This is a genomic window from Candidatus Spongiihabitans sp., from assembly GCF_965247905.1.
GTDB lineage: Bacteria > Pseudomonadota > Gammaproteobacteria > Arenicellales > Poriferihabitantaceae > Spongiihabitans.
In genome coordinates this window covers 36,272-62,563 of record NZ_OZ252047.1, presented here as the reverse complement: position 1 = coordinate 62,563, position 26,292 = coordinate 36,272, and the positions used below count along the sequence as shown (strand labels likewise).

Sequence of the window (26,292 nt, the reverse complement as noted above, 5' to 3'; positions counted from 1 at the left end):
CGACCCTGAAAGGGTGTGCTCGGATGACTTGCTATCAGTCATTTTTCCTCATACCGTAAAGTTTTTCTTTTACTAAATTTTCTATGTATACTCTTTTTAAGAGAAACATAATCTTTTAAATATATTTCTAATTTTTTAGCCGCCTCTTTGTTAAGCCTCAGAGCATCTTCATAGGTTGTATATAGGTGATTAGTCATGTCGCCAAGAATAGCTACTGTTGCCTTATCAAGAGCTGCGTCCCCAATTTTTGCGGCTCTTTGCTGGAAGTCCGTATGATATTTATTTCTTTTTTCGAGAACACCCATGGCTGTTTGAAAACTCTGCTGTGCAACCATGACCTCATTAAGCAAGTCAGGGTCATTTGTATCTAGGATATACAAAAGTGAATCTATGTCTACTTTCTGAAATTCTAAGCTGGCAGTAAGAGGATGAAGTTTTAAATGCCGATCCGAATCATCCCTCCATTCAGAGAGATACTGCTTGTTGAGACTTATTAGGACTTGATGCTGACTCATAAGCGCGAACTGTGCTCTCTTACCAGAACGCAGTTCATATGTTATTTGTTTTGATTTTTCCCAACTCTTTTGAAATTGGAGCGCGCTCCATGCGCCAAAGAATATTGCTAGGAAAACAGGCCATATTTCGTTCCATCTCTCTGAAACGAAGCATGCGATATCGTTCAGGACTTCCATTCCTTACTTACCTTACGCGTAAGCGGTCAGGTGGAGTGTTTGTTAGACGGCTTGTTGTCTTTACGCATAAATCATTTAATGTTTTGTATATTTTACCTTCACCACTTGCATGCATTTTTTCAAAATGTTGACTTAATAGGTTTAATGTTTCTTTCTGAGGAAATAAAACGCATAACAAACTATCTAAATCATTATTAGAAAACAACTTTCTGTATACGATAGGCTTTAAATGCTTTATTTCATCGAAACTTAGTTGTGGATTTTTATCAAAATTTATTTCTGGTAAATCAGGAATATTATTTTTCCAAGTTTTTAAATGGTCTAAAATTTCACTCCAAATCTTTCTTTTCCCCAATTGGTTAAACAAATCATTCCCATATGACAAATGTAAAGAAAGCCCATAATCATTAGATAATTTCTGAATCTGTTCCGTATAAAAATTCTTGTTTTTAGTGAAGCCATCATCAATAAAATAGAAAAATCCTTCCACTTTCTTGTCTTTGTATTTTTCAAGAATAGCGGCTATTTTCCTTTCAAAATTATCAATTTGTCCTCTTTTCTTGCTTGAATCGTGGTCGTCTCTTACTTTTTGCTCGACAAAAAATATACAACTACCATTAAAAAAGGGAACTATCAAGGAAAGTTGACAAGCCCCGGATTCACTTGACTTCCCGCATAACTAGCTTACCGCCGACAACAACGAGTTTAAAGTGACGTTTGAGGTCTGATTTTTTAACAAGAGGCACCTTACCACGAGGTTTCGGCATAGCTAACAAAGCGCGGGTGGATTTATCTGTTTGTTTCATTCTTGGCGTTTTGTCAACTTTCCTTGATAGTTCCCTTAAAAAACATCTGGTCTAATTCTAAAGTATCGCCATCATTATCAAATCTTTTATTTAGGATAGAAAACCCAGATTCTATCAAATACTCCTCTATTAAAAACTCAAAAGCATCACCAAATCTAATTTCATGGGATTGTAACAAGTTTTGAATAATTTTGACTTTTGGTTTGGTAGGCCTAAATAGGCCAACGTACCTTTCTGGATAAGTTGCGATTTTTCTTATTAAATCTGGTTTAGATTTCTCAAAAATAGTTTTGTTAAAAATATTTTCAAATTTTTTATAATCCATGTTGTTTCCTATAATTTTTACGGTGCTCATCTATCAAAGTTAATTTTCCTTGATTTTCGTAATACCAAAACATCCAGCCATTACAACTTTCGGATTCTTTTAGCATGGCGCCAATTTTATGTATTGAGCCGTTTCCAGCGCCGTTTCTTATACTACCGTCAGACAAAACAACAGCAGAATATTTTTTATTTCTTGTGTAGATAACTTGAGACTCTTTTATATAATTAGATTGGACTAATTGTTCCATACTAATTCGTGAAACAGATGTTTTATTGGGCTCTACAACTCTTAGATGTTTAAAATTATTTTGGTTTATATTTTTAAGTCGTTTTTCACTAATTTTTATATATTCTTTTTCTTTTTCTATGCCAACACTTTTTCGGTTAAGTTTTTTTGCAACTGCACAGGTTGTACCACTACCAGAAAATGGGTCTAATACTAAATCCCCTTCACTGCTACTGGATAAAATTACTCTTTTTAATAATTCCTCTGGCTTTTGAGTTGAATGAGCTTTTTTACCTTGTGCGTTTTTAATTCTTTCCAAACCTGTGCAAAGTGGTATCTGCCAAACAGAAGTCATTTGTTTGCCGCCATTTAACTGCTTCATTACTTGATGATTAAAGGTATATTTCTTCTGATTTTCTGATTTTTTAGCCCAAATCAATGTTTCAGTGGCATTGGTAAATCTGACACCACGAAAATTAGGCATCGGGTTGGTTTTATACCACTGCACATCGTTTAATATCCAAAAACCCAAATCCATTATAATTCGCCCTACTCGAAAAATATTATGATAAGATCCAATCACCCAAATCGTGCCATCATCGGCCATGACCCGGCGGCATGCAGTAAGCCATTGTTCTGTGAATTCATCGTATTCGGCAACCGATGAAAATTGATCCCAATTATCATCAACGCCGTCTACTTTAGTTTGGTTTGGGCGATAAAGTTCATTTTTTAGTTGCAGGTTATAGGGCGGGTCTGCAAAAATAAGTTTCGCAAATTTTTCGGATAATTTTGCTAAAATATCAACACAGTCACCGTTATAAATCCTGTATCCAGAACTGACAACATCATTACTTGAAAATATAAGTTTCTTGTTCATTTTGTAATTATACCAAATCGTGTCGTATATTATATTAACAATAGGGACGCCCTGGATAACCAATCCATATCGTCTCTAACCTATTGTCACCGTTCTGATAACTTGAGTCGATCATAATTTTATTTGACTATGGTTTTTGATTCCGTCATTGAAGCGATTGGCAACACGCCTATCGTGCGTCTCAATAAAATCGCCGAGGGCGTTAATGCCAATTTATTCGCCAAGCTGGAGTTTACCAATCCCGGTGGATCTATAAAGGATCGCATCGGCTGGTGGATGATTGCAGACGCCGAGAAGCGCGGCGCCTTAAAACCCGGCGGCACCATTATTGAAGGCACCAGCGGCAACACCGGCGTGGGGCTGGCGATCGCCGCGGCAATTAAAGGCTACCAATGCGTGTTTATCCTGCCGGATAAGATGTCCGAGGAAAAAATCAAGAATCTGCGCGCGTTTGGCGCCAGAGTGATCGTTACGCCGACTGCCGTTGAACCCGATGATCCACGCAGTTATTACTCAGTGTCGCGGCGCATGGCGCAGGAAATACCGAACTCGTTGTATATCGATCAATACAACAACCTGTCCAACCGCGAATACCACTATTTAAATACCGGGCCGGAAATACTCAGGCAGATGCCGGATATTGATGTATTTATATGTGGGATTGGTACCGGGGGGACGGTTACCGGGATTGGAAAATTTCTCAAGGAAAACAAACCAGGCGTGGAAATTGTTGCGGTCGATCCAATCGGGTCGATTGTTTATGATACGTTTAAATTTGGCGCGCCAAAAACCCCGGCCGAGGGTTACTTAATCGAGGGCATCGGTGAGGATTTCATCCCGGGCAACTATGATTTTGACCAAATTGATGACATGGTGCAGGTTGAGGACAAAGAGTCGTTCTTGATGACCCGGGCGTTGCTGCGAAGCGAAGGCATTTACGCCGGCGTGTCTTCAGGTTGCGCCCTGGTCGGGGCGAAAAAATGGATCGCGCAGCAAAATGCTAAACAAGAAAATACCGGGCAAGAAAATGATGAGGCAGGCGATCGCCTGGCTGGCAAGAATGTGCTGATCATTTTTCCCGATAGCGGCAATCGGTATATGTCCAAAGTGTACGACGACGACTGGATGCGCGAGGTCGGTTTTCTGGAATCTAAAATGGGCACTGTTGCCGATATGATGAAGCAATTAGGCGCGCGGCAGGATATTGGGCAGGCTATTATCATGGCCCACCAAACTGACAAGATCTCCGCGGTCATCGCCAGGCTGAGCCAAGCCGGGGTCAGTCAAATGCCGGTGCTGGATGAAAATGGATGGATCAAGGGAATCATTCGCGAGCATGTCATTTTGAAAGCGATTTTCAACAGCCAAGCCAGCGTCGACGACAGCATCGATAATCTGGTGGACACCTCGGTTGAATTCGTGGCGCCAAATGATTCCATCGACCGCGTGTCCAAATTGGTGACCGAAGGCAAGGTGCCGCTAATCACCAATCCGGATGACGGCGACAGCCTGCTCGGAATAATCACCGATATCGATCTGCTCAATTACCTGGGCTCAAGAGACAAATAATCAACCGCCCAAAATCCAACACACCATCCGCCGCGCCCCTGAACGCGTCGCCAGTCCGCAGCCGCACAAAGCAGAGCGCGCACAGGAACAGGGTAATATGTCTCCAAGACTTTTAATCGCAACCGATAAAAAAGGCGACTGGCGAGTCGCCAGGCGATTGTTGCCATATCTTTGGAAGTATCGCTACAGGATTGGCGTGGCTCTGATATTTTTGGCGCTCGCCCGCGTTGCCAATGTGTCGGTCCCCCTTGTGCTGAAAAACATTGTCGATCATTTTGGCGGCGGCGGCAATGCGGTTTTAGTTGTGCCGATGGCATTGCTAATCGCTTATGGGGTCTTGCGGTTTAGCACAATCCTGTTCAACGAGATGCGCAATGTGGTGTTCTCCAGAGCCGGGGTGGTGATCATTCACCATATTTCCATGGTCGTGTTCGAGCATCTGCATAACCTTTCCTTAGGCTTTCATCTGGATCGCAAGACCGGCGGATTGTCCCGCGACATGGAGCGCGGCAATATGGCGGTCACCAATTTCCTCAGAATCATCGTCTTTAATATTGTCCCCATCGCCATCGAGATTGTGATGGTGCTGTATATTCTTTGGCTGCAACTGGACCTTCGCTTCGTGCTGATCACGGTGCTCATGATTGTCATTTATTGCGCGTTCACTTTCATGATAACCCGATGGCGCACTCGCTTTCGGGTGCAAATGAACGCATCGGATTCCGCCGCCAATACGCGCGCGCTGGACTCGTTGTTGAATTACGAGACGGTCAAGGTTTTCGGCAACGAGCAACTGGAGATGAAGCGCTACGGCGATGCTCTTAAAGGCTGGGTCAGCGCATCGCTGAACAATAACCTGTCGCTTTCCTACCTGAATGCGGGGCAGGGCTTCATTGTTGCGGTCGGGTTGGCTGTGCTGATGATCCTGGCCGCCAATGGCGTGGTTGATGAAACGCTGAGCCTGGGTGATTTTGTCATGATTAACGCGTTTTTAATCCAACTCTATATTCCTCTGAACTTTCTCGGCTCGGTATATAGAGACTTGAATCACTCGCTGGTGGACATGGAAAAAATGTTTGATCTGATGGATGAGCGCCCCAAAATTGTTGAGCGCGATAATGCGTCAGTATTGAAATTTAAAAAAGGGCAAATCAGGTTTGAAGATATAAATTTCGCCTACCAGGCCGACAATCCGATCCTTAAAAATATTAGTTTTGAGGTCGGCGGCGGAATGCTTGCTCTGGTTGGACCATCCGGTTCGGGAAAATCAACGCTGGCGCGGTTATTACTTCGATTTTACGATCCGGATTCCGGCGCTATTTATATCGACGATCAGGATATCAAATCACTCACGCTGGCAAGTCTGCGCCAAGTAATCGGGGTTGTTCCCCAGGACACTGTTTTGTTCAATGAAACCGTTGGCTACAATATTGCCTATGGCCGGCCAGGGGTGAGCGATCAGGAAATCGTCGAAGCTGCAAAGATTGCTCAAATTCACGATTTCATAAGCCAGCATCCACAAGGCTACGATATTCTGGTTGGTGAACGCGGATTGAAATTATCGGGCGGCGAGAAGCAACGGGTGGCCATCGCTCGAGTTGCGGTAAAAGGCGCGCGAATTCTGATATTCGATGAAGCAACATCTTCCCTGGACAGCCGTTCAGAAAAATCAATACAACAGGCATTGGAAAATGTTTCTATCAACAATACCACCTTGGTAATCGCCCATCGCTTATCCACGGTGATCAACGCCGATGAAATAATTGTTTTGGATAAAGGGGAAATCGTGGAACGCGGCACCCACCAGTCGCTGGTTGCGGGTGGCCGGTTGTATTCTCAAATGTGGGCGCTTCAGCAACAGCATGGTTAGACTGATACACGGTCGCGTCCGCTGGGATAAGCACCCCTTGCGCCACCCGCCGCGCGGTGGAGTTCGGGCAGCAGCATTGAAACGGAAGATAAGGGTATTGAAGAGACAAACGAGCCTCTGGGAAATGTGGTGGTTTTGCACGGGCACTTGACCCAGCTATCAAGCCTATTTAAAATCCTTTTTCCATACCTAAAAGGAGATGAATTCTCATGCGCAAATACATAACAAAAGATTTCTATTCTGTCGTCACAAAGCTTTTTGTAATCATTCCGTTCATAGCGTTGTCCGCTTGTGCGTCACAACCGACCGCTAGTGAGATAGCAAACGCTGATTATGGCGCATATCCTGCGGAATACGAACGAATTGTCAAAGGATTTCTCCAGCGGGTTTTGAAAGATCCATCATCGGCGCAGTTGCGAAAAATAAAGGGGCCTCACTCACAATGGTCTTCCTATTTCGGGGCCGCCAAATTCGGGTATGCTGTTTGTTATGGGGTCAATGCTAAAAATAGTTTCGGCGGATACACTGGAGAAAAGACACACTATTTCTTGATTCGTAACGGAAGTGTTGTCCAACATATGTCGCAAAGAGGGGGAGATTATGATATCGAAGGGACAGCTACTCAGAAGCGTTGCTACGGGTCTTGAATTTTTTCTAAAGTGAAACTCTATGCCATTCGAATTTTCACCACCGACTGGGACCGCGCGGTGGATTTTTATGAAAAGTCCATCGGTCTCCCCTTAACCTTTGCCGACCAAAAGTTTGCCTGGGCCGGGTTCGACCTAGGCGGTGCGCGGTTGAGGGCGTGGGGTTCACCGGTCCCCCGGAAAAACAAACCTGGGGCGGCACGCTGGCGCATTCCAAAGACCCTTATGGTAACATCCTGACGCTACTCAGAATGTAAACTGGTAACCCTGCCGTCAAGTACACGACCGCAAAACACATTCCATAACCGATGCAAGCAGTCTGGTATGAACAACAAGGCGCCGCCGCCGATGTTCTGATTTACGGCGAGCGCGACATGCCCGTGGTGGGCGATGGCGATGTTTTGGTGCGCCTGCATTCGTCAGCGGTCAATCCTTCGGATATTAAAAAGCGCGCTGGCGGTCAAGCCGTGGAGTTCCCGGCCGGCTTCATCATCCCGCACAGCGACGGCGCCGGCGTGATTGAAGCGGTCGGCGACGGCGTCTCGGAAAACCGCATCGGCCAGCGCGTGTGGATTTACCAAGCGCAGTTTGAACGCCATATGGGCAGCGCGGCCGAGTATGTCGCGGTGCCGTCCATGACCGCGCCAGCCTTGCCGGACAACATCGGATTTGACATCGGCGCCTGTCTCGGCATCCCGCTAATGACCGCGCACCGAGCGGTGTTCATTCAGGGCGATGTTTCCGGGCTGAACATATTGGTCACCGGCGCGTCCGGGCGCGTCGGCTACTACGCCGCGCAACTGGCCAAGGCTGCCGGCGCGCGCGTCATCGCCACCGCCGGCAGCGCCGCGCGCGTCAAGGTGGCGCGGCAAACCGGCGCCGATGAAGTATTGAACTATCGCGCGGATGATTTGGCCGGCGCCATCGCCGAGTTCACGAGCGGCAAGGGCGTCGATCGAATTGTCGAAGTGGAATTCGGCGTCAACGCCGAGACCAGCGCGGCGGTGCTGAAAACCGGCGGAATCATTTCAACCTACTCATCGTCGCTGGCGCCGCAACCCGTCATCCCTTTTTATCCGATGATGTTCAAGAATATTTCGGTCAGCATGATCATGGTTTACAACATGCCGGAGACCGCGAAACAGCAGGCGATACTGGATATCAACCGCGCCCTTGCCAAGGATCAGTTGCGCCATAGAATTGCGCAAACCTGGTCGCTGGAACAAACCGCGATAGCCCATGAGGCTATTGAGCAAGGCGGCAAAGACGGTTGCGTGGTCATCGAGATGCCATGAACACCATGAACACGGGACGATACGCACCACCATGAACGGCGCAAAATTCGTTGTTTGCGCGCTGTATAAATTTACCGCGCTGGATCATTTCGTCTCCTTCCGAATCCCGGTTCAAGCCAAACTGCACGAACACAAAATCCGCGGCACTATCCTGTTGGCAAAGGAAGGCGTCAACGGCACTATCGCCGGAACACGACCCAATATGGATGAGTTTTTAGGCTGGTTCAATCGACAGCCGGGACTACATGAACTCGAAGTCAAGCGCTCTGCCGCCGAGCAACTGCCCTTCAAGCGCGCTCGGGTTAAACTGAAAAAGGAAATCGTAACCTTGGGCGTGGCTGATATTGATCCGCGCGAATCAGTCGGCACCTACGTGGAACCGAAAGATTGGAATAATATGTTGGATGATGCCGATGTGCTGGTTGTGGATACGCGCAATCAGTACGAAATAAAAGTGGGGCGATTTGTCGGGCGATTTGCTTGCGCCACCAACCCGCAGACCACTAATTTCCGCGAGTTTCCCGCATTTGCGGCGCGCCATTTGAATCCCGCCAAGCACAAAAAAATCGCCATGTATTGCACCGGCGGGATTCGGTGCGAAAAATCCACGGCATTTCTAAAGCAACAGGGTTTCGATCAGGTGTACCACTTGAAAGGGGGCATCTTGAAATATTTGGAGCAGATCCCGCAGAGCGAATCAAAATGGCAGGGGGAGTGTTTTGTTTTCGATGAGCGGGTAACCGTGGATCACCAGTTGCGCCAGGGCAGCTACGCTCAGTGCCATGCCTGCCGTCTGCCGATCACCGATCAGGATAAACAAAGCGAAAAATATCAAGCCGGCGTGAGTTGCCCGGCGTGTTTTGCGCGCAGCACAAAAAAAGACAAAGCGCGTTATGCCGAACGCGAAAAACAGGTAAGGTTAGCGCAAGCCCGTGGCCAGGAGCACATCGGCCCCCGAAAAATTTAATTTCTTTTCCGCGTTTGCCGTCATTGTTGTTACAACGGCCGTTTTAGTCGCATCCCGATCATCCTCAACAAAATGTGGCTGCTTGCATAATAAACCCATAACAGTTGGTTTTAAAAAGCGATATCACAGAATAATGACTGATCCGGCGCAAAATTTGGAAACCTATTTGGTCGGTGGCGCGGTGCGCGATCAAATTATGGGTTTTGAGCGCAAGGATCGGGATTGGGTGGTGGTCGGGGCCAGCGTGCAGAAAATGCTGAAACTGGGCTTCAAGCAGGTGGGCAAGAATTTTCCGGTGTTTCTGCATCCGGCGAGCGGCGAGGAATATGCATTGGCGCGGGCTGAGCGCAAGACCGCGAAGGGCTATCATGGTTTTGAATTCGACAGCCATCCCGACATTACATTGCGCCAAGATTTGCAACGGCGCGACCTGACAATGAATGCCATGGCGATGGACCGTCAGGGCAATCTAATCGATCCCTTCGGCGGGCAGCGGGATATAAAAGAAAAGCTGATTCGCCATGTATCCGATGCCTTCAAGGAAGATCCGGTAAGAGTATTGCGGGTGGCCCGATTTGCGGCGCGCTATGCCGGCGAAGGCTACCGCGTGGCCGCGGATACTCAGGCGATGATGGCGGACATGGTCGATAATGGCGAAGTGGATGCGCTGGTCGCGGAGCGGGTGTGGCAGGAAATGCATGCCAGTTTACAGGAAAAACATTGCGCGGTATTCTTTCGCGAACTCAGAGCCTGCGGTGCGCTGGGAAAAATACTGCCAGAGATCGATGCGTTATTCGGGGTGCCGCAAACCGAGAAATATCACCCGGAAATCGACACCGGAATACATATTTTAATGTCATTGGACGCGGCTGACCGACTGACCGACAATCCGATGAATTTATTTGCTGTTCTGCTCCACGATCTTGGAAAAGCATTGACGCCGATGTCAGAATTGCCCAGCCACAGAGGGCACGAAAAACGAGGTTTGAAACCGATTAAGCAGCTTTGCGAGCGCTTGAATGTGCCCAGTCAATACCGATCATTTGCGTTGAAAGTCTGCGAATTCCACTTGCATTGCCATCGGATTGGGCAATTGAAAGCGAGCACGGTCATGCGGCTACTGGAAAAATTCGACGGCTTCAGAAAACCGCAATTGATTGACGGGTTTGCGCTGTGCTGCCTGGCCGACAAGCGCGGGCGTAGCGGCCGCGAAAATGATGATGCCGCGCAAATGGATTTGTTATTGGACTATCATCGCGCGGCATTGGCGGTGGACGGCGGCAAGGTTGCCAACGAAGTCGCGCAAGCCGGCGGCGATGCGAGCGATAAAAAAATCACCGGCGCAAAAATCAAGGCGGCGATTCGAAAGCAACGTATCGCGGCGATCGCTAAAGTCAAAGCGCGCACCGCGAGCGAGAGATTGTCGTGAATGTTTTTTGCGCCGACATTGCAAGTGCGCAGCGAGTTTCCGGCGCATGACTAATTTCGAATCGCTCAGCGGCGAACAAGTCGGCCATCTCCTCGATGATTTCGGCGTCAACTTGCTGGTGTCGAAGGTCCACAATACCGTGAAATTTCTTACCACAGTCTTCGATTTCACCGCTTTGCGGTCATCCACAGACTATGCGTTACTCAAACATCGAGATCGACTCTATCAACTGCATGGCGATCAAACCTACGCCGCCCACCCGCTCGCCGCGCTACTGCCGGAAGCCGGTGTGCGCGGCGTCGGGGTTGAGTTGCGATTGTATCAAGTGGACCCCGACCGCGCCGAACGCCGCGCGCGCCAAGGCGGGTATGAAATCCTGCAGTCAACCGCGGACAAGCCGCATGGCTTGCGCGAATGTTTTGTGCTTGATCCGGACGGCTATTGCTGGGTGCCGTCCATTAAAATCGCGCGTGGCAAAATCCAGAGCAGCAAAATTTAAATCAGGCAATGACGAAAACATCAAACGCAAACGCTCACACGATCAAAGGCATCCTGTTTGACAAGGACGGCACGTTGCTGGACTTCAATGGCAGTTGGCTGGCGCCCTATGTTCAGGTCACGCAATTTATCGCACAAAGCATGGGGCGACCCGAACTCAAGGAATCGTTGATGACCGATGGCGGGTTCATTCCAGAAACTGGCGGTTGGGTCAGCGATTCGCTATTGACCTCGGCCAGCAACCAGCAAATCCTGGAATTTTGGTCTCAGCAAATCGGGCAGCCCATTGTCGGTGAAAATTTGCATCATATCAAACAGATATTTTCCCGCGCCGCCAGCCGCTATGCGCCCGCAATAGAGGATCTGCACGGTTTTCTCAACCGCCTGAAAGCGCGCGGCATGCGGTTGGGATTGGCGACCATGGATGACGAAAAAAATGCGCGGCGCATGCTGGCAACGCTGCAATTAACCGGCTTGTTTGACTTTGTTTGCGGCGCCGATAGCGGCTACGGGGTCAAGCCCGAACCCGGCATGGTGCATGCTTTTTGTCAATCCTGCGGGCTTGCCGCCAAGCAGGTGATCATGGTGGGCGACAGCCCCAAGGATTTGAACATGGGCAAGAATGCAGGCGCCGCCTATTCCATCGGCGTTTTGACCGGCGCGCACGACCGCGCCGCGCTTAGCGCGCACGCCGATGATGTGTTGGATGACATATCGTGCTTGAATCGGTTTTTGCGCGGGTTGAACTCCGCGCCGTAATGCGTGTCATCATGTATGCCATAATGTAATCGGCAAACCCTAAATAATGAGTCAATAACATGAAAATTATCATTCCGTTAGTCGGCGGCGTGGTGCTGGTCGGCGTCGGCTTGGCCGCCATGCTGAACCACACGCAATCACAACCGACCACCAGCGAGCAAAAAATGTCATCCACTGAACCCCAAAAAATCACGACGATCACGACGACCGCGACCGCGACTTATACCAAGCCGTCCATCGACCAAATCAAAGCGAAGTTGACCGACCTGCAGTTTCAGGTCACGCAAAACGACGCGACCGAGCGGCCATTCAGCAACGCGTATAATGCCGAAAAACGCGACGGCATCTATGTGGACATTGTCAGCGGCGAGCCGTTGTTTTCGTCGCGCGACAAGTTCGATTCGCCCAGCGGCTGGCCGAGTTTTTCCCAGACGCTTGAGCCGGACAATATTGTGGAAAAAACCGACTACAAATTGCTTTTTCCCAGGACCGAGATCAGAAGTTACAACGCAGACTCTCATTTAGGCCACCTGTTCAAAGATGGGCCGACGCCGACCGGATTGCGTTACTGCATGAATTCGGCGGCCATGCGATTTATTCCAAAGGAAGAACTGGCCGAAACCGGATATGAACAATATGCCGGATTATTTCAGCAATGACCGCGAGCGCAGGACCATGAAATTGCGACCCTGATGATGCAGTTGCGGAATTTTTTCGCGGTGCGCGCGCTTTTTGTCACGCCGCTTTTTTTCACGCTTGCCTTAGGCGGTGCGCCCGCGTTGGCAACGGGGTTGGCGGGCGAGGACGGAACCGCCGCGCCCGCGCTAGCGGCGACCAGTCGCGCCACAGTAAGCCCGCTGGTTGAACTGTACACTTCCGAAGGCTGCAGCAGTTGCCCGGCCGCGGATGACTGGCTGCGGCAACTCGGCGCATCGTTGGCGCAAAATTTCCACGCCGTGCCGCTGGCGTTTCATGTGGATTACTGGAACCGGTTGGGCTGGACTGATCCCTATTCAAAACCGGCGTTCAGCGCGCGCCAGCGCGAAGTGGCGGCGAGAGTGCAACAACGCGCCATCTACACCCCGCAGTTCACGGTCGACGGCCGCGACGCGCGTGGCGGCGCGAACATCATCCGCGCCATCCGCACCGCCAATGCGCGCCCGGCGCAAGCGCACATTAAGTTGCACATCCGCCGCGCCGCTAATGGTATCGCGGTGCGCATTGAAGTGGACAGCGCGCACGACTCCGCGCAAGCGTATTTGGCGCTCTATGAAAGCGGCATCACCCGGCAAATCGGCGGCGGCGAAAACCGCGGCAAAACGCTGCGGCACGATTTCGTGGTGCGTCATTTTAGCCGACCGTTCGCCATCCGCCGCGGCGCCAACCGCGATGACCGCGCGCTTGACCTTCCGGCCGACTGGCAGCGCGCCAACCTCGGCGTCGCGGTGTTAGTGCTGGACCGCGCCAGCGGCGCCACCGTGCAAACGCTCAACGCCTCACTAGCGCCGCTGTTCGCCATCTGATTTTTGTCGGCGCCACGGTCGTCGCCCGTCACCGCCATGCCGTCACCACCGTAACCGTGATCGTGGCTGACGCCGCCCCAGGCCCGTCATTCCGTGCTTGACACGGAATCCAGTCAAACATCCGTCCCGCTTTAGCGGGACACCTTATCGCCGGCGGCGCGATGTCGTCGTGGCGTCGCCTCGCCGTATGTGGTGGCGACTTCGCCGCCGCATGTTTGTTACTGGATTCCTGCTTCCGCAGGAATGACGGCGGGGGGGTGACGCATCGCTACATGGACATAGCTTATTAGAGCAATGCAGGAGCAATTGCCAAGGAAGCCAAAGTCGACGATACGCGCAATCCAGTCAAACATCCGTCCCCCTCTTTAACGGAACACCTTAATCGTCGGCGGCGTGCCATCCCCGCCGCCACTCAGCGTAGTTGGCGCAGCCGGTCGGTCGCGCCAACACCTCGCGCCACTTCGCCTCCAAGCGGCGCATGATGGATGGCGGGATGAGGTCGCGCGCGCCCACTTTCATTTTGCCGTCGCCGCCGCCGCCGGCGCGCACTTTGCCGATGCCGTCATACACCGCAGCGCGCGGCAGGCCCATCGCGGCGCGGCGTTTGGCGAAAGTGAAGTGCTCGTCGAACTGCACCGCGTGTGCGCGCATGAACTCAAATGATGAGCGTTCAATGGCGATGTCGATGCGTCGCCGCAAGTCGGCGGGCGGCCGGTTTTTTGCTCCTGCAAAATCGGCACTTCCACCTTCCCTGGCGGTCGGCCGGTTTTTTGCTCCTGCAAAATCGGCACTTCCACCTTCCCTGGCGGTCGGCCGGTTTTTTGCTCCTGCAAAATCGGCACTTCCACCTTCCCTGGCGGTCGCATCAAAAACAAACGCCGCGACACGGCGAACTTGTCGCGGCAAGTCGTCTTTCAAGTCTTCAAAAAACAACCACAGCACATCCGCGTCATGTCGCCGTCGCCACCAACCCAGCAAGTGCTCCCAAATGTATCCCGAGTGCGACCTGCCGGCGAAGATAAACTCGCAAAAATCTTCCATGCTCAACTCGTTTTTCGGCAGCATAAAATACGACGGCAAAAAATAATAAAACGACACCAACGCATCACGCGGGTCGCGCGCGACATAAATATACTTGGCCGGCGCGGCAATGCGATGCGCCGCTTCGTGCGATTTGAACAGACGAAAGTCGCAGTTCGGATGCGCGGCGTCCAACGATTGTCCGCAGTCATGCGCGAGAATATCCCACGGCGCGACTTGCGTTATCTCGCCGAATGACATGTCGCCGCCGGTGCGCAACTGATGCACGATTTGCGTCACCCAAGTAGTGCCGCACTTCGGATAGGTCACCACGAAAACATCGCGTGGTTGCGTTTTGAAACTGCGCCCGACGGCGATCGAGCGCGCCGAATGCATGCCGCGATTGCGGCGGCGCAGCAGGTCGCGGGCAAGATTATTTTTCATGTTCATGTTGGCGATGCCGTGGTCAATCGCGGCGCAACTCATCATTGAGCGCGATCGGGGTGGGATATTTGGCGACGATCCAGTAAGCGGAAATAATAAAAGTGATAATCGTCGCCAGTTGAACCAGATACAACGTTTCCAGGGCAATCAACCCGTTTTGCCGGGCAACAAAAACAATCAGCAACGAGAACTCGCTCAACTGACCCAGGCGCACCCCGGTTTCCCAGGCCAGCGCATTTGATTCCGCTTGCTTGACCAGCAGGAACCTGAACACCACCGGCTTGATGATGAGCAACAAAATGGCAATGACGGTAGCCGGGATAACCACATCGGCGGCGGCGACAAGATCGAAGCCGGCGCCCAAGCCAAAGAAAAACAGCACCAGAAAGAAATCGCGCAACGGCTTGAAACTGCTGGCGATGTGCAGCGCGATCGGGCTGGTGGCAATGGCAACGCCGGCGACGAACGCGCCGATTTCGTAGGACAATCCCATGACCTCGGCCAGTTGGGCGATGCCGAGACACCAGCCTATGGTCAGCAGAAATACATATTCCTGGATGCGGTCGAATTTGAGAAATAATTTAAGCACGACATAGCGATGCCCAAGCCAGGCGATAACCCCGAGCGCCGGCAATGCCAAAAACAAGCGCGCAATGTCGGCCAGCGGCAAGGCCCCTTGTCCGTACCCTTGAATCACCAGCATGGCAATAATGGCAATCAGGTCTTGAAGCAACAGAACGCTTATGATGACTTCGCCAGTATGACGATGATGCAGGACCGTGGTGGGCAGGAGTTTCAGCCCGATGATGGTGCTGGAAAAAGAAGCGGCGACACCGACTATGACGACATCAGCCAGCGCGAAGCCGAATCCCCAGGCCACTATACTGGCGACTCCGCCGAAGGCGAGCGTGCCAAACAGGGTGACCAAAGTGGTTTCCTTGATGAGTTGGAATAGTTTTTGCGGGGCTAAATTGAGACCCAGCAAGAACAGTAAAAAGATTATGCCGATTCTGGCGATGTCCTGAATTAACTGCGCATCGGTCACCAGGCCAGCGCCCCAGGGTCCGAGCATTGCGCCCAGAACCAGGTAGGCGACCAGCATGGCCTGGCGCATATACAGCGCGACGGTGGCCAACAACGCCGCGCCGCTGAAAATCAAGAATATGGAAAACAGGATCGAGTCGCTATGCACAGTGGATTCTCGTCAATTACTAGGGTTGCGCTAATGGGTCGTTTCGAGGAGCTGGCGACATGTGTTGTTTGCGGCGATGTTGTTTACGGCGATGTTTGCGGGTATTGCGATCGGTTTCAATGTTTCCTCAGCCACACTACAATATCACTATTATTCGCGATATAGTGAAAATGCCTGAGATATCGCAATGCCAATGAAAAGCATAATGCTGAACATGACATGAAAGCAGGACAATGAACGCCAAGTTAACGCACTTCAATACACAAGGAGCAGCCAATATGGTTGACCTCGGCAACAAGGAATCGACCCAGCGCAAAGCCGTGGCGGAAGGTCGTATTATCATGGATAGCACGACCCTGGAAATGATCCGACAGGGCCGCCATAAGAAAGGCGACGTACTCGCTATTGCCCGCATAGCCGGGATTATGGCGGCAAAACGCACCGCCGAGTTGGTGCCGCTTTGCCACCCCATCATGTTGACCGCAATAAACATCGAGTTTGATATCGATGCAGAAAATCCTGGCGTGATATGCACGGCGACCGCCAAGACGACCGAGCGCACCGGTGTTGAAATGGAGGCGTTGACTGCGGTTCAGATCGCCTTGTTGACGATATACGATATGTGCAAGGCGGTTGATCGCGGCATGCAGATGCAGGCGATCAGGTTAGTGCATAAATCCGGCGGAAAATCGGGCGACTGGAATCGGCAGTGCGCGCCATTGCCTGACCGACCGACCGACCACAAAAAATGTGCGCCATGACTAATAATCAAAATCCGGACCAAAATCCGGTTTCATGTGATTTCGATTCCAGCGCCATAACCGTAGCGCAAGCCACGGCGCACATTCGTGAGACCATTGTTCCTATCACCGACCAGGAAACGATCGACGTATATTCCGCCTTAGGCCGGGTAACGGCAAAGGATATCATCAGCGCATTTAATGTGCCCAACCACACCAATTCCGCCATGGATGGCTATGCGGTGAATGGCGATGACCTGCCAAAGGTCGGCACCAAAGGCTTTGAGTTGGCAGGCGCTTCATTTGCCGGCGCGCCGCACCGTGGGTCGGTGGGACCGGATCAATGCGTGCGCATTATGACCGGCGGCGTGATGCCCGCAGGCGCCGATACCGTGGTGATTCAGGAACGAGTGGCGCATGCGGAGGGCCGGGTGATCATTCCCGCCGGAGATAAAACCGGCGCTAACGTGCGCTACGCCGGAGAGGATCTCAAAGCGGGCGACATCGCCATCCCGGCGGGCATTAAACTGGGCGCCGCGCACATCGGCTTGGCGGCCTCTTTGGGCATCCAGAAAATCACCGTTTTTCGCCGCCCTAAAATCGCGTATTTTTCTAACGGCGACGAACTGCGGTCGGTCGGCAGCCCTCTTGAGACAGGGGAGGTTTACGATTCCAATCGTTATACCCTGCACGCCATGTTGAGCGAGCTTGGCGTGCAACAACTTGATTTAGGCATCATCAAGGACGATCTGGATGCGATTGCCGATGCCTGTAAGGCCGCCGCCGCGGACGCCGACCTGGTGATTGCCACCGCTGGAGCGTCGGTCGGGGATGCCGACTATGTCAAGCAAGCCCTAGCCGGTTTGGGGGAGATCGGCTTTTGCAAGGTGGCGATAAAACCCGGTCGTCCTATGTCGTTTGGCAAGCTAAACAACCGCGTGTTTTTTGGGCTACCTGGCAACCCGGTGTCGGTAATGGTCACGTTCCAGATTTTTGTCAGGGCCGCGATCAAGCGATTGTCCGGCGAAAAATTCAGTGTGCCGTTAGTGCTGAAAGTCAAAACCCTCAGCGACTTGAAAAAACGGCCTGGCCGCATGGAATATCAGCGCGGGATCCTGTCTTTGGACGAAAACGGCGAAACCGTGGTCAGCTCCACCGGGCAACAAGGTTCGGGAATTTTAAGCTCCATGAGCCTGGCTAACTGCTACATCGTTTTAGCCGATGAGTCACCGGGGGCCAAGGCCGGCGACTGGGTCGAGGTGCAGCCGATTGGCCAAAACGGCTAATCCCGACCGTGTGGTGAAAGCCGGCAATATGTCGATTACGCGCGACCCGGGGCATAAAGCGACGCCCAAGAATAATAGGATGAAAAACGCGCAGTTGGTTTATGTGCATGACCCAATGTGCAGTTGGTGCTGGGGGTTTCGGCCGGTCTTGCAACAACTGTTGGCTTCACTGCCGGCAAACATTAAAGTAATCAGAATGCTGGGCGGGTTGGCCGCTGATTCGGATTCGCCCATGCCCGAAGAGATGCAGCGATCTTTGCAACAAACCTGGCGCGTGATACAAGGGAGAATCCCCGGCACAGCATTTAATTTTGATTTTTGGGCGAATTGCGCGCCCAGACGCTCAACCTGGCCGGCATGCCGGGCGGTGATCGCCGCGAGACGGCAAGGCGCGAAATATGATGAGGAAATGACGCACGCCATTCAAACAGCGTATTACCTCAATGCGAAAAACCCCGCGGACGACTCGACATTAATTGAGCTGGCCGAGTCCATCGGACTTGACCGCGGCGCGTTTGCAGACGCTCTGAATTCAACTTCAACCCGGCAAGTTTTAGCCGATGAAATTGATTTTGGCAGAACGCTGGGGGTGCAAGGATTTCCGAGTTTAGTGCTGATAGCCAACAATGCCGCGCGGCCAATCACGGTTGATTATACCGAGGCTAGGTCCATGTTAAATGCGTTAAGCGGACGCCTGCCTGATTATTGACGCAACCATGATTCCCGCGACCCTGCTTGGAAAGGCGGCCAAAACCGGGACGCAGACCGCCCCAAATACCTGCAAACCATAATTTACAGGTCAAGGTTTCTGGCCAAGGTTTCTGGATTGGGCTTCAGCTGTCATCTGCCCGCCCACCCCAAGTTGGTTGCCTGATGCGGGCGGGTCGTTTTTATAGCCCACAATCAAACTTGCGGAATGATTGCCGGCTTTTGCAACGCCGGATTTGTATAACGCCCGCTTTTTATAACGGTGTCACGTTCTCCGCTTGCGGGCCTTTCTCGCCTTCCGTAATTTCGAAAGTCACTTGTTGACCATCACGCAGCGTTTTTCGACCATCGCCGATTATCGCGCGGTAATGCACAAATACATCTGATTCTCCTTCTCGTTCGATAAAACCAAAACCTTTGGCATCGTTGAACCACTTAACGGTTCCATTCACCAATTCACCTGACATGCTAACCTCTTACTTCAAAAAAATGGGCCACCAAAGTGGCTAAAAAACGCCAGCCTCGTCACAAAAACTGATCACAAAGCTGCCTTCGAACAATACTATTTGGCAACTTTAGCCGCCCATTTAGTATCTGATAGGCGAGTGTAGCACCTTTATTTGTATAACAATAAATTATTTGCAACCCTAAATCGGGTCTAAATTGGGCCTGAACCCTGACTTTTGAGGTTGGATAGCTGCTTGATCAAGGCCTCCAATGCAAACTCTTTTTCAGTCCCTGTGGCGCGATGATGATACTCCGCCACGCCCTTGTCCAGACTGCGCTCGCCCACAACCAACCGATGGGGAATTCCAATTAACTCCATATCAGCAAACATGACCCCGGGGCGCTCGTTGCGATCATCGAGCAGCACATCGAAGCCGGCATTTTCCAACTGGCTATAAATCTCCTCGACTTTATCCTTGACTCGCGCCGATTTCCGCATGCCAATCGGCAGCAGCGCGATATCGAAGGGGGCGATGGAATCCGGCCAAATGATGCCGTGCTCGTCGTGGTTTTGCTCGATGGCCGCGGCGATGACCCGGGTGACGCCGATGCCGTAGCAGCCCATCGCCATGGCAACGGCCTGGCCTTGTTCATTGAGCACCGTGGCGCCCGTGGCCGTGCTGTATTTTGTGCCCAGTTGAAAAATATGGCCGACCTCGACGCCGCGCGCGATAGTCAGTGTGCCGTTGCCGTCCGGGCTGGGATCGCCTTCGACAACGTTACGAATATCGGCAACCAGGCCCAGCGGCACATCACCGCCCCAGTTAATGCCAAAGTAGTGCTTATCCTCAATATTTGCACCGGCCGCAAAATCTGACATTGCGGCCACGCTGCGGTCGGCAATAAAGGCGATGGGCAAATTTACCGGTCCAAGCGAGCCCGGGCCGGCGCCAATAGCGACGCGAATTTCCGATTCTTCGGCCATTTGCAGCGGTCTGGCAACCGCGTCCAATTTCTCCGCTTTCAGCGCATTTAACTGATGATCGCCGCGAATCAATAAGGCGACTATCGGTTGCTGGCGCCGTTTGGCATGTTGCGCGGAGGCCTTGACCACCAGCGTTTTGATGGTCTTCTCGATGGGAATGTCAAATTGCTCAAGCAGATGCGCGATCGTTCTGACCTTGGGCGTGTCCACTAAGGTCATTTCCCGGGTCCTATCCCGGGATGGGGACGGGCGCGTTGTCGGGCCGAGTTTTGTTGCCGACAAACTCGGCACTTCCACCATCCCTGGCGGTCGCGCCACCGCCTCGGCAAGATCGATATTTGCGGCGTAGTCGCTGGTGGTCGAAAAAGCGATGGCGTCTTCGCCTGAATCCGCCAACACATGAAATTCGTGCGACGTATCGCCGCCGATACTGCCGCTATCCGCGGTCACTGCGCGATAACGCAATCCCAGACGATCAAAAATAGCGCAGTAGGTTTGATACATTGCCTCGTAGGTTTGTTGCAACGATGCCTGGTCGGCGTGGAATGAATAGGCATCTTTCATGATAAACTCGCGCCCGCGCATGACCCCGAATCGAGGCCGAATCTCATCCCGGAACTTGGTCTGGATCTGATAGAAATTAAGCGGCAACTGCCGATAACTGCGCACTTCGTTTTTGACCAGAGCGGTAATGATTTCCTCGTGGGTAGGGCCGAGGCAAAACTCGCGGCCATGCCGATCCCGCAAGCGCAGCAATTCAGGCCCGTACTGTTCCCACCTCCCGGATTCCCGCCAAAGTTCCGCCGGCTGCACCCCGGGCAGCAACACTTCCTGGGCGCCGGCCCGATTCATTTCCTGCCGTATAATTTGCTGCACTTTATGCAGCACGCGCATACCCATTGGCAGCCAGTTGTAGATGCCCGCAGCCACCTGTCGAATCAAGCCAGCGCGCAGCATTAACTGATGGGAAATAACTTCCGCATCAGCGGGGGTCTCTTTTAATGTGGCCAGGAGCAGTTGTGAGGTGCGCATTTTCTATGGGCTAAAAATATGGGCTAAAAATATGAAATCAGTATTTGCGGCGGCTAAAAAAGCACCGGTGGCAAGTCGCAAAACAGGTTTCCGGGATGAATTTTAACGCCACATGTGCTCAGGATTTTTCAACAAGTTGTTTTATACTTGCTAATCATTGGAAACGCAATCGCCTGTCCGGGTTCACCACATATGAGACGAAATCAGGCAGCCAAGGCAGGTTGCTGATAGTACGCCATCGGCGTCATTAAATCCAAACTATCGTGTGGCCGGTAATGATTATAGGTCCATTGGTAATGAACCAGTTCCTGGTTGATCGCGGCTGCCGTCAACGCTCCTTCATACAGCGGGTAAAACTCATAACGGCTGGTGCCATTGGCTCGCTCAACGCAACCATTCCATTCCGGCTTTTTAGGCGGCAACGCAATAGCGGCAGGTCCAAGGCCTCGCAGGCTTGCTCAAACTCATCCCGAAACTCACTGCCGCCATTGACCTGTATCAAGCGGATTTTGAACGGCGCTTGTTCAATAAGGTAGATCAAGAAGTCTTTGGCGTTCCTGCTGGTCGCGCGGCTATAGGCTTTTAAGGCAACAAACCCGGTGACTGGACAGGCTGCCTTGAACTCCTTGATGCTAAAGCCCGCTGGTAGTCCTACGCTCATGTGGTCAATCTGTATCAGCTCGCCTGGCTGCTTGGCGCGCATCCCGTACTGCCAGCGCTTGGCGTGGTGCTTGAACTGGCGCCGGCGTTTCGGCTTGACCCGCCCATAATAAAATGCCGCCGGCTTGACCCGCTTCAAGCGCACCAGCCGGTCCAGGATGCGCCCAACCGTGCTGATGCTCAGAAGCAGTCCCTGATCCCTGGACAATACCTTCCAGATCTTGCGTTTGCCCCACAAGGGATAACGCCTGCGCAAGTGCAACACTTGTTGCTCCTGCCGCGCTGTCCATTGTCGACCGCGCACGCGCTTTGGGCGACGGCTTTGTTTTTTCAAGCCAGCCAGCCGCTCCGCCGATAACGCTCTAGCCAACGGTAGTAGGTCGCCTTTGAGCAGCCGATGGTTTTCAGGCATATGTCGTGCAACCTGCTGATTTGAGCTCGGCATAGAGTTCCAGTTTCTTTATTCGGGCGATGGCGGGTTCACTGGCGGTGTCGGCAATCGCCTGACTGCGGTATGATTTGATACGCAGGCTTTTGATCTGCATCGGGTAGTCTCCTGTGATTTAAGTGAATAGATTTCACCTTGGACTACCCGATTTTCTTAACTAATAAAGTCTCATTTGTATCTGAGCCTGGACAGTAGATGAGTCATGCTTCGCGTGACGTCACTAATAGTCCGGAAAAGCCGGACAACACGCTTTTCGTGTCGTCATTCTGGCTCGAAAAACCGGCGGCTACGCCGCGTCTTGTGCTTCCCGACACATGGTTTACACTTTGTTCCGAAGACATGGTTTACACTTTTCCCGAGGGCATGGTTAGCACCTGCTCAGCAAATGGGTTGTCAATGGGTTCAACTCTACACCCCTCTTCATCAAAATAGCCTAGATCAAAGTCCAAGAAGCTGACCAGCCAGAGCTGGTCCTCTACCTCACGGATGCCCACAAGCTGGCCAGCGAGTACCTTACTGAAGCTTATGGTCTTGTGATGCATGTAGATTTTACCGTCCTGGCTGACCCGCATCACCTTGTCGTGATACGGATATTCAGGCGCCTCCGGTGGCTGGTATGGCCGGGTGGAAGGACGGTACCTCTCTACCGGATATTGCATGTCCAGGGCCTGATGCGGTCGCTCGTTGTTGTACTCATCAACAAAGCCATCAAACTTTGCCTGCTGCTGCAGGAAGTTATCCCCCGCGGGCTGGGTGGCTTCCTGCTTGAGCGTGAGATGCATGCGCGCATGCCTGCCACTTCGGACCTCGGCACCGCGGCAATAAGTCACGCCCGTTGCCGCTCGCTTTATACCGGTGATAATACTTCAAGAACACCTGCCGATGGGTGTTGTGATGCTTATAGAAGGCCATCACAAACCGAAATTTAGGGTGTTTGCCGGCTTTAACGGTCTCGTATTCCTCGCACAAATGTTGCCAGTTGCGGATATAATTTCTCTCGATTGTGCTGTCTTTGCTGTTATCTCTCATGGGATTCTCCTGAGTATGTCAGTTAGTCAATTGTATTTCCGATTTTGTCATCAAATAAGTGAACACATACAATTGCCCGGCTTGTTCCGGGCAATCCAGTTATTAAACTCAGCGGCGTTAGCCGCTATCATTACCGGCGGCAAAGCCGCCGCTATTGCGCGGCTTCGCCGCGTCTGGATTCCCGCCTGCCAGCGAGAATGACGAGGTGTGCCATATGTATCTGAGCATATGCAGGCGGCACCCTCGAATCTGCCCGGTGTCATTGGTTGCCATCGACTACCATCGGGTGCGGTATACTGTGCACCATTAGCAAACTCACAGCCAACGTGCAGGAGTCAACCATGAACGCAATTTGTAAATTGGTCGGAACGGTATGCCCTTACGGCGAACTGGCCGGACGCATCGCCCTCGCCGCGATTTTTTTGCTCGCCGGCATCAGCAAAATCGGCGGTTACGACGGCACCGTCGGCTACATGGAGTCGCAGGGCGTACCGGGCTTTTTGTTGCCGCTGGTAATCATCCTTGAAGTCGGTGGCGGTGCTGCGCTGGTAATCGGCTGGCAAACCCGCTGGGCCGCGCTGGCACTGGCGGGATTTTGTGTGCTCGCCGCACTGTTGTTTCATTTTGATTTCGGCGACAGCCTGCAGCAAGCATTGTTCATGAAAAACATCGCCATCGCCGGCGGTTTGCTGGTGCTGTGCCGCGTCGGTGCCGGACCTTTCAGCCTCGACCAATACAGCAAGTCCGGCGACTCATGAGAATTCTCTTGCACATTGCCCTCGCCTTGACTGAAACCGCGTCGGGAAATACACTGCAACGGGTGGTAACTTCATTGCCTTGGCCATTGTTTTCACCGACCATTCGACCGCCGGGAGGCCGATCATGTTAGCCGACTATTTTCCGATTCTGCTGTTTATCGGGGTCGGATTGGGCATCGGCATCATCGCTATCAGCGCCGGCAAGGTGCTGGCGCCGAGCAAGCCCTACGACGAAAAACTGTCCCCCTACGAATGTGGCTTTGAAGCGTTCGAAGATTCGCGCATGAAATTCGATGTTCGCTATTATCTGGTCGCGATTTTGTTCATCATCTTCGATTTGGAAATTGCGTTTTTGTTTCCGTGGGCAATCGTGCTGGACGAAATCGGTGTGTTTGGATTTTGGGCGATGATGTTGTTCCTCGCGGTGTTGGTGATCGGTTTTATTTACGAGTGGAAAAAAGGAGCCCTGGAGTGGGAATAAACTGATGGCACTGGAAGGAACATTGCAGGAAGGTTTTGCCACGGCGCGGCTGGACGAACTGATCAACTGGGCGCGCACCGGCTCGATGTGGCCCATGACTTTTGGTCTGGCGTGTTGCGCGGTGGAGATGATGCAAGCCGGCGCGGCGCGTTATGACCTTGACCGCTTCGGCATTTTGTTTCGTCCCAGCCCGCGTCAATCCGATGTCATGATCGTGGCCGGCACGCTCACCAACAAAATGGCGCCGGCGCTACGCAAGGTGTATGACCAAATGGCGGAGCCGCGCTGGGTGATTTCCATGGGCTCATGCGCCAACGGCGGCGGCTACTACCACTATTCCTACTCGGTGGTGCGCGGTTGCGACCGCATCGTGCCGGTGGATGTGTATGTGCCCGGTTGCCCGCCCACCGCCGAAGCGTTGATTTACGGCATCTTGCAACTGCAAAAGAAAATCAAAAAAACCAACACCATTGCGCGAGTCGCACAACCGTTTGAATCTATTCACAAATGAGGAAAAATTCCATAAAAACCAGATGCGCAGTTGCTTTTGTTTGCGTATTGCAATTGGGTGTATATACCGCTTACGCCGCAGAATTAACGGATGAGCATCTATTGTATTACGAAGCATATGGCACGGACCTTTCTGGCGACAAACCATTGGCAGTTTTTATACACGGTGACAGCGGGCGGGGCGGAGTGGTGGGGATGACGAGTCGATATATGTTTGATGCGGCAAAAAGGTTTGCTGACAAACATCCTGGCAAAGTAATCAGCACTAGTTTGTTACGCCCGGGATACCATGACAAACTCGGCAACAAAAGCCCGGGGTATCCGAGCAGAAAGGATGATGATAAAACCAAACGCAAAAATGCAATCGTGGCACACACGGTCGCACATCTAAAACAAAAATACAACGCAACTCGTGTTCTTGGAGTCGGGCATTCTGGTGGAGCAATTATGTTAGGTGCAATTATCGGACAACAGCCCGATTTATTTGATGCGGTTGTGTTGACATCCATGGCATGCAACATACCGCAATGGCGCCAGCACCGAAGCGGGCGGAACACCATGCCGCGCAGTCAATCGCCGAAGAAATTTGCTAGAAACATTTCGCCTGGAATCATCATCCGCGCTATCGCTGGAAAAAAAGACCACAACATACTTCCGCATCACACCACCGACTGTGTGCGGTTGTATAAAAAACGAGGCGCCGATGCCAAAGCGATTATCGTAGAAGATGCCGGGCATAGCCGTGGACTTCGCGAAACGGCAGAAGCGCAGTATGGCAAATTGTTATTCGAACATTGAAATAAATGGACAACGCTAAAATCAAAAATCACATGCCCGATTTGCTCGGCGATGCGATATTATCTGCGTCATTGGCATACCAAACCGGCGAATCAGTTTTATGAAAATTAATCCAAAAAAGCAGATCAGGGTCAGAGTAGAAATTATTGGGGCTTGGGACCAGGTTTTTCTGGCTTCACTCTTCGTTGATAAAGTTGTTCAACTTGCTCCTTAAACCTTGCACTCCCAAATGCCATACAGCTATTTGTTGCATTTCTCAAATCATCAAC

Annotated in this window: 29 protein-coding genes and 2 pseudogenes; 18 read left to right on the top strand and 13 right to left on the bottom strand. The window is 51.8% G+C overall.

The window, feature by feature from the left end:
* Positions 1-38: 38 nt before the first annotated feature.
* The 5 genes and pseudogenes from ACP158_RS00380 to ACP158_RS00360 form a co-directional block, all read right to left on the bottom strand.
* The gene (locus tag ACP158_RS00380) at positions 39-692 is read right to left on the bottom strand and encodes a hypothetical protein (RefSeq protein ID WP_424947045.1); all 654 of its coding nucleotides are present in this window, start codon (positions 690-692) and stop codon (positions 39-41) included.
* 7 nt (positions 693-699) lie between these two features.
* Positions 700-1,329, bottom strand: a complete 630-nt coding sequence (locus ACP158_RS00375; RefSeq protein WP_424947044.1) for a hypothetical protein — start codon at positions 1,327-1,329, stop codon at positions 700-702.
* A 22-nt stretch (positions 1,330-1,351) separates the two neighbouring features.
* Positions 1,352-1,498 carry a hypothetical protein gene (locus tag ACP158_RS00370; protein WP_424947043.1) on the bottom strand — a complete coding sequence of 49 codons (147 nt, stop codon included), beginning with the start codon at positions 1,496-1,498 and terminating at the stop codon, positions 1,352-1,354.
* Between the two features lie 46 nt (positions 1,499-1,544).
* A pseudogene (locus ACP158_RS00365) lies at positions 1,545-1,823 on the bottom strand (HpyAIV family type II restriction enzyme); the annotation flags it as partial.
* Positions 1,813-2,928: a site-specific DNA-methyltransferase gene (locus ACP158_RS00360; protein ID WP_424947042.1), complete on the bottom strand. Its 1,116-nt coding sequence runs from the start codon at positions 2,926-2,928 to the stop codon at positions 1,813-1,815. The pseudogene ACP158_RS00365 and the gene ACP158_RS00360, both read right to left, overlap by 11 nt.
* 129 nt (positions 2,929-3,057) lie before the next feature.
* On the opposite strand from ACP158_RS00360, the gene ACP158_RS00355 reads away from it, so the two are divergent.
* The 10 genes and pseudogenes from ACP158_RS00355 to ACP158_RS00310 all read left to right on the top strand — a co-directional run bounded on the left by ACP158_RS00355 (position 3,058) and on the right by ACP158_RS00310 (position 13,485).
* A complete protein-coding gene (locus ACP158_RS00355) occupies positions 3,058-4,497 on the top strand; it encodes a pyridoxal-phosphate dependent enzyme (RefSeq protein ID WP_424947041.1) in 1,440 nt (479 codons plus the stop codon).
* Positions 4,498-4,594: 97 nt separating this feature from the next.
* Positions 4,595-6,367 (top strand): ABCB family ABC transporter ATP-binding protein/permease, encoded by a 1,773-nt coding sequence (locus tag ACP158_RS00350; RefSeq protein WP_424947040.1) that lies wholly within the window; start codon positions 4,595-4,597, stop codon positions 6,365-6,367.
* A gap of 209 nt (positions 6,368-6,576) precedes the next feature.
* Positions 6,577-7,014 (top strand): hypothetical protein, encoded by a 438-nt coding sequence (locus ACP158_RS00345; RefSeq protein ID WP_424947039.1) that lies wholly within the window; start codon positions 6,577-6,579, stop codon positions 7,012-7,014.
* 308 nt (positions 7,015-7,322) lie between these two features.
* The gene (locus ACP158_RS00340) at positions 7,323-8,309 is read left to right on the top strand and encodes an NADPH:quinone reductase (RefSeq protein ID WP_424947038.1); all 987 of its coding nucleotides are present in this window, start codon (positions 7,323-7,325) and stop codon (positions 8,307-8,309) included.
* Positions 8,254-9,276, top strand: a complete 1,023-nt coding sequence (locus tag ACP158_RS00335) for a rhodanese-related sulfurtransferase (protein ID WP_424947037.1) — start codon at positions 8,254-8,256, stop codon at positions 9,274-9,276. The genes ACP158_RS00340 and ACP158_RS00335 overlap by 56 nt, the downstream gene beginning before the upstream one ends.
* A 154-nt stretch (positions 9,277-9,430) precedes the next feature.
* Positions 9,431-10,705: a multifunctional CCA addition/repair protein gene (locus ACP158_RS00330; RefSeq protein ID WP_424948489.1), complete on the top strand. Its 1,275-nt coding sequence runs from the start codon at positions 9,431-9,433 to the stop codon at positions 10,703-10,705.
* Positions 10,706-10,751: 46 nt separating this feature from the next.
* Positions 10,752-11,204, top strand: a complete 453-nt coding sequence (locus ACP158_RS00325) for a VOC family protein (RefSeq protein WP_424947036.1) — start codon at positions 10,752-10,754, stop codon at positions 11,202-11,204.
* An 8-nt stretch (positions 11,205-11,212) separates the two neighbouring features.
* Positions 11,213-11,962 carry an HAD family hydrolase gene (locus ACP158_RS00320; RefSeq protein WP_424947035.1) on the top strand — a complete coding sequence of 250 codons (750 nt, stop codon included), beginning with the start codon at positions 11,213-11,215 and terminating at the stop codon, positions 11,960-11,962.
* A 221-nt stretch (positions 11,963-12,183) separates the two neighbouring features.
* A pseudogene (msrB, locus tag ACP158_RS00315) lies at positions 12,184-12,621 on the top strand (peptide-methionine (R)-S-oxide reductase MsrB); the annotation flags it as partial.
* A 33-nt stretch (positions 12,622-12,654) separates the two neighbouring features.
* Positions 12,655-13,485, top strand: coding sequence for a DUF1223 domain-containing protein (locus ACP158_RS00310; RefSeq protein ID WP_424947034.1), 831 nt, complete (start codon positions 12,655-12,657; stop codon positions 13,483-13,485).
* Positions 13,486-13,863: 378 nt separating this feature from the next.
* Here ACP158_RS00310 and ACP158_RS00305 read toward each other — a convergent pair whose 3' ends face one another.
* Together ACP158_RS00305 and ACP158_RS00300 are read right to left on the bottom strand one after the other, a co-directional pair.
* Complete coding sequence (locus ACP158_RS00305) at positions 13,864-14,994, bottom strand: sulfotransferase domain-containing protein (RefSeq protein WP_424947033.1); 1,131 nt, start codon at positions 14,992-14,994, stop codon at positions 13,864-13,866.
* Positions 14,972-16,141: a cation:proton antiporter gene (locus tag ACP158_RS00300; protein ID WP_424947032.1), complete on the bottom strand. Its 1,170-nt coding sequence runs from the start codon at positions 16,139-16,141 to the stop codon at positions 14,972-14,974. The genes ACP158_RS00305 and ACP158_RS00300 overlap by 23 nt, the downstream gene beginning before the upstream one ends.
* 233 nt (positions 16,142-16,374) lie before the next feature.
* Here ACP158_RS00300 and moaC point away from each other — a divergent pair, with 233 nt between their 5' ends.
* The 3 genes from moaC (at position 16,375) to ACP158_RS00285 (ending at position 18,876) form a co-directional block, all read left to right on the top strand.
* The gene (moaC, locus tag ACP158_RS00295) at positions 16,375-16,902 is read left to right on the top strand and encodes a cyclic pyranopterin monophosphate synthase MoaC (protein WP_424947031.1); all 528 of its coding nucleotides are present in this window, start codon (positions 16,375-16,377) and stop codon (positions 16,900-16,902) included.
* Positions 16,899-18,167, top strand: coding sequence for a gephyrin-like molybdotransferase Glp (gene glp, locus ACP158_RS00290; protein WP_424947030.1), 1,269 nt, complete (start codon positions 16,899-16,901; stop codon positions 18,165-18,167). The genes moaC and glp overlap by 4 nt, the downstream gene beginning before the upstream one ends.
* 79 nt (positions 18,168-18,246) lie before the next feature.
* Positions 18,247-18,876 (top strand): DsbA family protein, encoded by a 630-nt coding sequence (locus ACP158_RS00285; protein WP_424947029.1) that lies wholly within the window; start codon positions 18,247-18,249, stop codon positions 18,874-18,876.
* Between the two features lie 253 nt (positions 18,877-19,129).
* On the opposite strand, the gene ACP158_RS00280 is transcribed toward ACP158_RS00285, so the two are convergent.
* From ACP158_RS00280 to ACP158_RS00255, 6 genes are all read right to left on the bottom strand, one after another.
* Positions 19,130-19,342, bottom strand: a complete 213-nt coding sequence (locus tag ACP158_RS00280; protein ID WP_424947028.1) for a cold-shock protein — start codon at positions 19,340-19,342, stop codon at positions 19,130-19,132.
* Positions 19,343-19,533: 191 nt separating this feature from the next.
* Entirely contained in the window at positions 19,534-21,339 is a 1,806-nt protein-coding gene (locus tag ACP158_RS00275) for a proline--tRNA ligase (RefSeq protein WP_424947027.1), read from the bottom strand.
* A gap of 203 nt (positions 21,340-21,542) precedes the next feature.
* The gene (locus ACP158_RS00270; RefSeq protein ID WP_424947026.1) at positions 21,543-21,761 is read right to left on the bottom strand and encodes an integrase core domain-containing protein; all 219 of its coding nucleotides are present in this window, start codon (positions 21,759-21,761) and stop codon (positions 21,543-21,545) included.
* On the bottom strand, positions 21,668-22,411 hold the full coding sequence (locus ACP158_RS00265; protein ID WP_424947025.1) for a helix-turn-helix domain-containing protein: 744 nt from the start codon (positions 22,409-22,411) through the stop codon (positions 21,668-21,670). Before ACP158_RS00265 ends, ACP158_RS00270 begins: the two co-directional genes overlap by 94 nt.
* Positions 22,404-22,544, bottom strand: coding sequence for a hypothetical protein (locus ACP158_RS00260; RefSeq protein WP_424947024.1), 141 nt, complete (start codon positions 22,542-22,544; stop codon positions 22,404-22,406). The genes ACP158_RS00265 and ACP158_RS00260 overlap by 8 nt, the downstream gene beginning before the upstream one ends.
* Positions 22,545-22,791: 247 nt before the next feature.
* Positions 22,792-23,229, bottom strand: a complete 438-nt coding sequence (locus tag ACP158_RS00255) for an integrase core domain-containing protein (RefSeq protein WP_424947023.1) — start codon at positions 23,227-23,229, stop codon at positions 22,792-22,794.
* Between the two features lie 319 nt (positions 23,230-23,548).
* Here ACP158_RS00255 and ACP158_RS00250 point away from each other — a divergent pair, with 319 nt between their 5' ends.
* The 5 genes from ACP158_RS00250 (at position 23,549) to ACP158_RS00230 (ending at position 26,023) form a co-directional block, all read left to right on the top strand.
* Positions 23,549-23,677, top strand: coding sequence for a hypothetical protein (locus tag ACP158_RS00250; protein WP_424947022.1), 129 nt, complete (start codon positions 23,549-23,551; stop codon positions 23,675-23,677).
* Positions 23,678-23,817: 140 nt separating this feature from the next.
* A complete protein-coding gene (locus tag ACP158_RS00245) occupies positions 23,818-24,234 on the top strand; it encodes a DoxX family protein (RefSeq protein WP_424947021.1) in 417 nt (138 codons plus the stop codon).
* Positions 24,235-24,358: 124 nt separating this feature from the next.
* Positions 24,359-24,715, top strand: coding sequence for an NADH-quinone oxidoreductase subunit A (locus ACP158_RS00240; protein WP_424947020.1), 357 nt, complete (start codon positions 24,359-24,361; stop codon positions 24,713-24,715).
* Between the two features lie 4 nt (positions 24,716-24,719).
* Positions 24,720-25,226, top strand: a complete 507-nt coding sequence (locus ACP158_RS00235; protein WP_424947019.1) for a NuoB/complex I 20 kDa subunit family protein — start codon at positions 24,720-24,722, stop codon at positions 25,224-25,226.
* A 194-nt stretch (positions 25,227-25,420) separates the two neighbouring features.
* Positions 25,421-26,023 carry an alpha/beta hydrolase family protein gene (locus ACP158_RS00230; protein WP_424947018.1) on the top strand — a complete coding sequence of 201 codons (603 nt, stop codon included), beginning with the start codon at positions 25,421-25,423 and terminating at the stop codon, positions 26,021-26,023.
* The last annotated feature ends 269 nt before the right edge of the window (positions 26,024-26,292 follow it).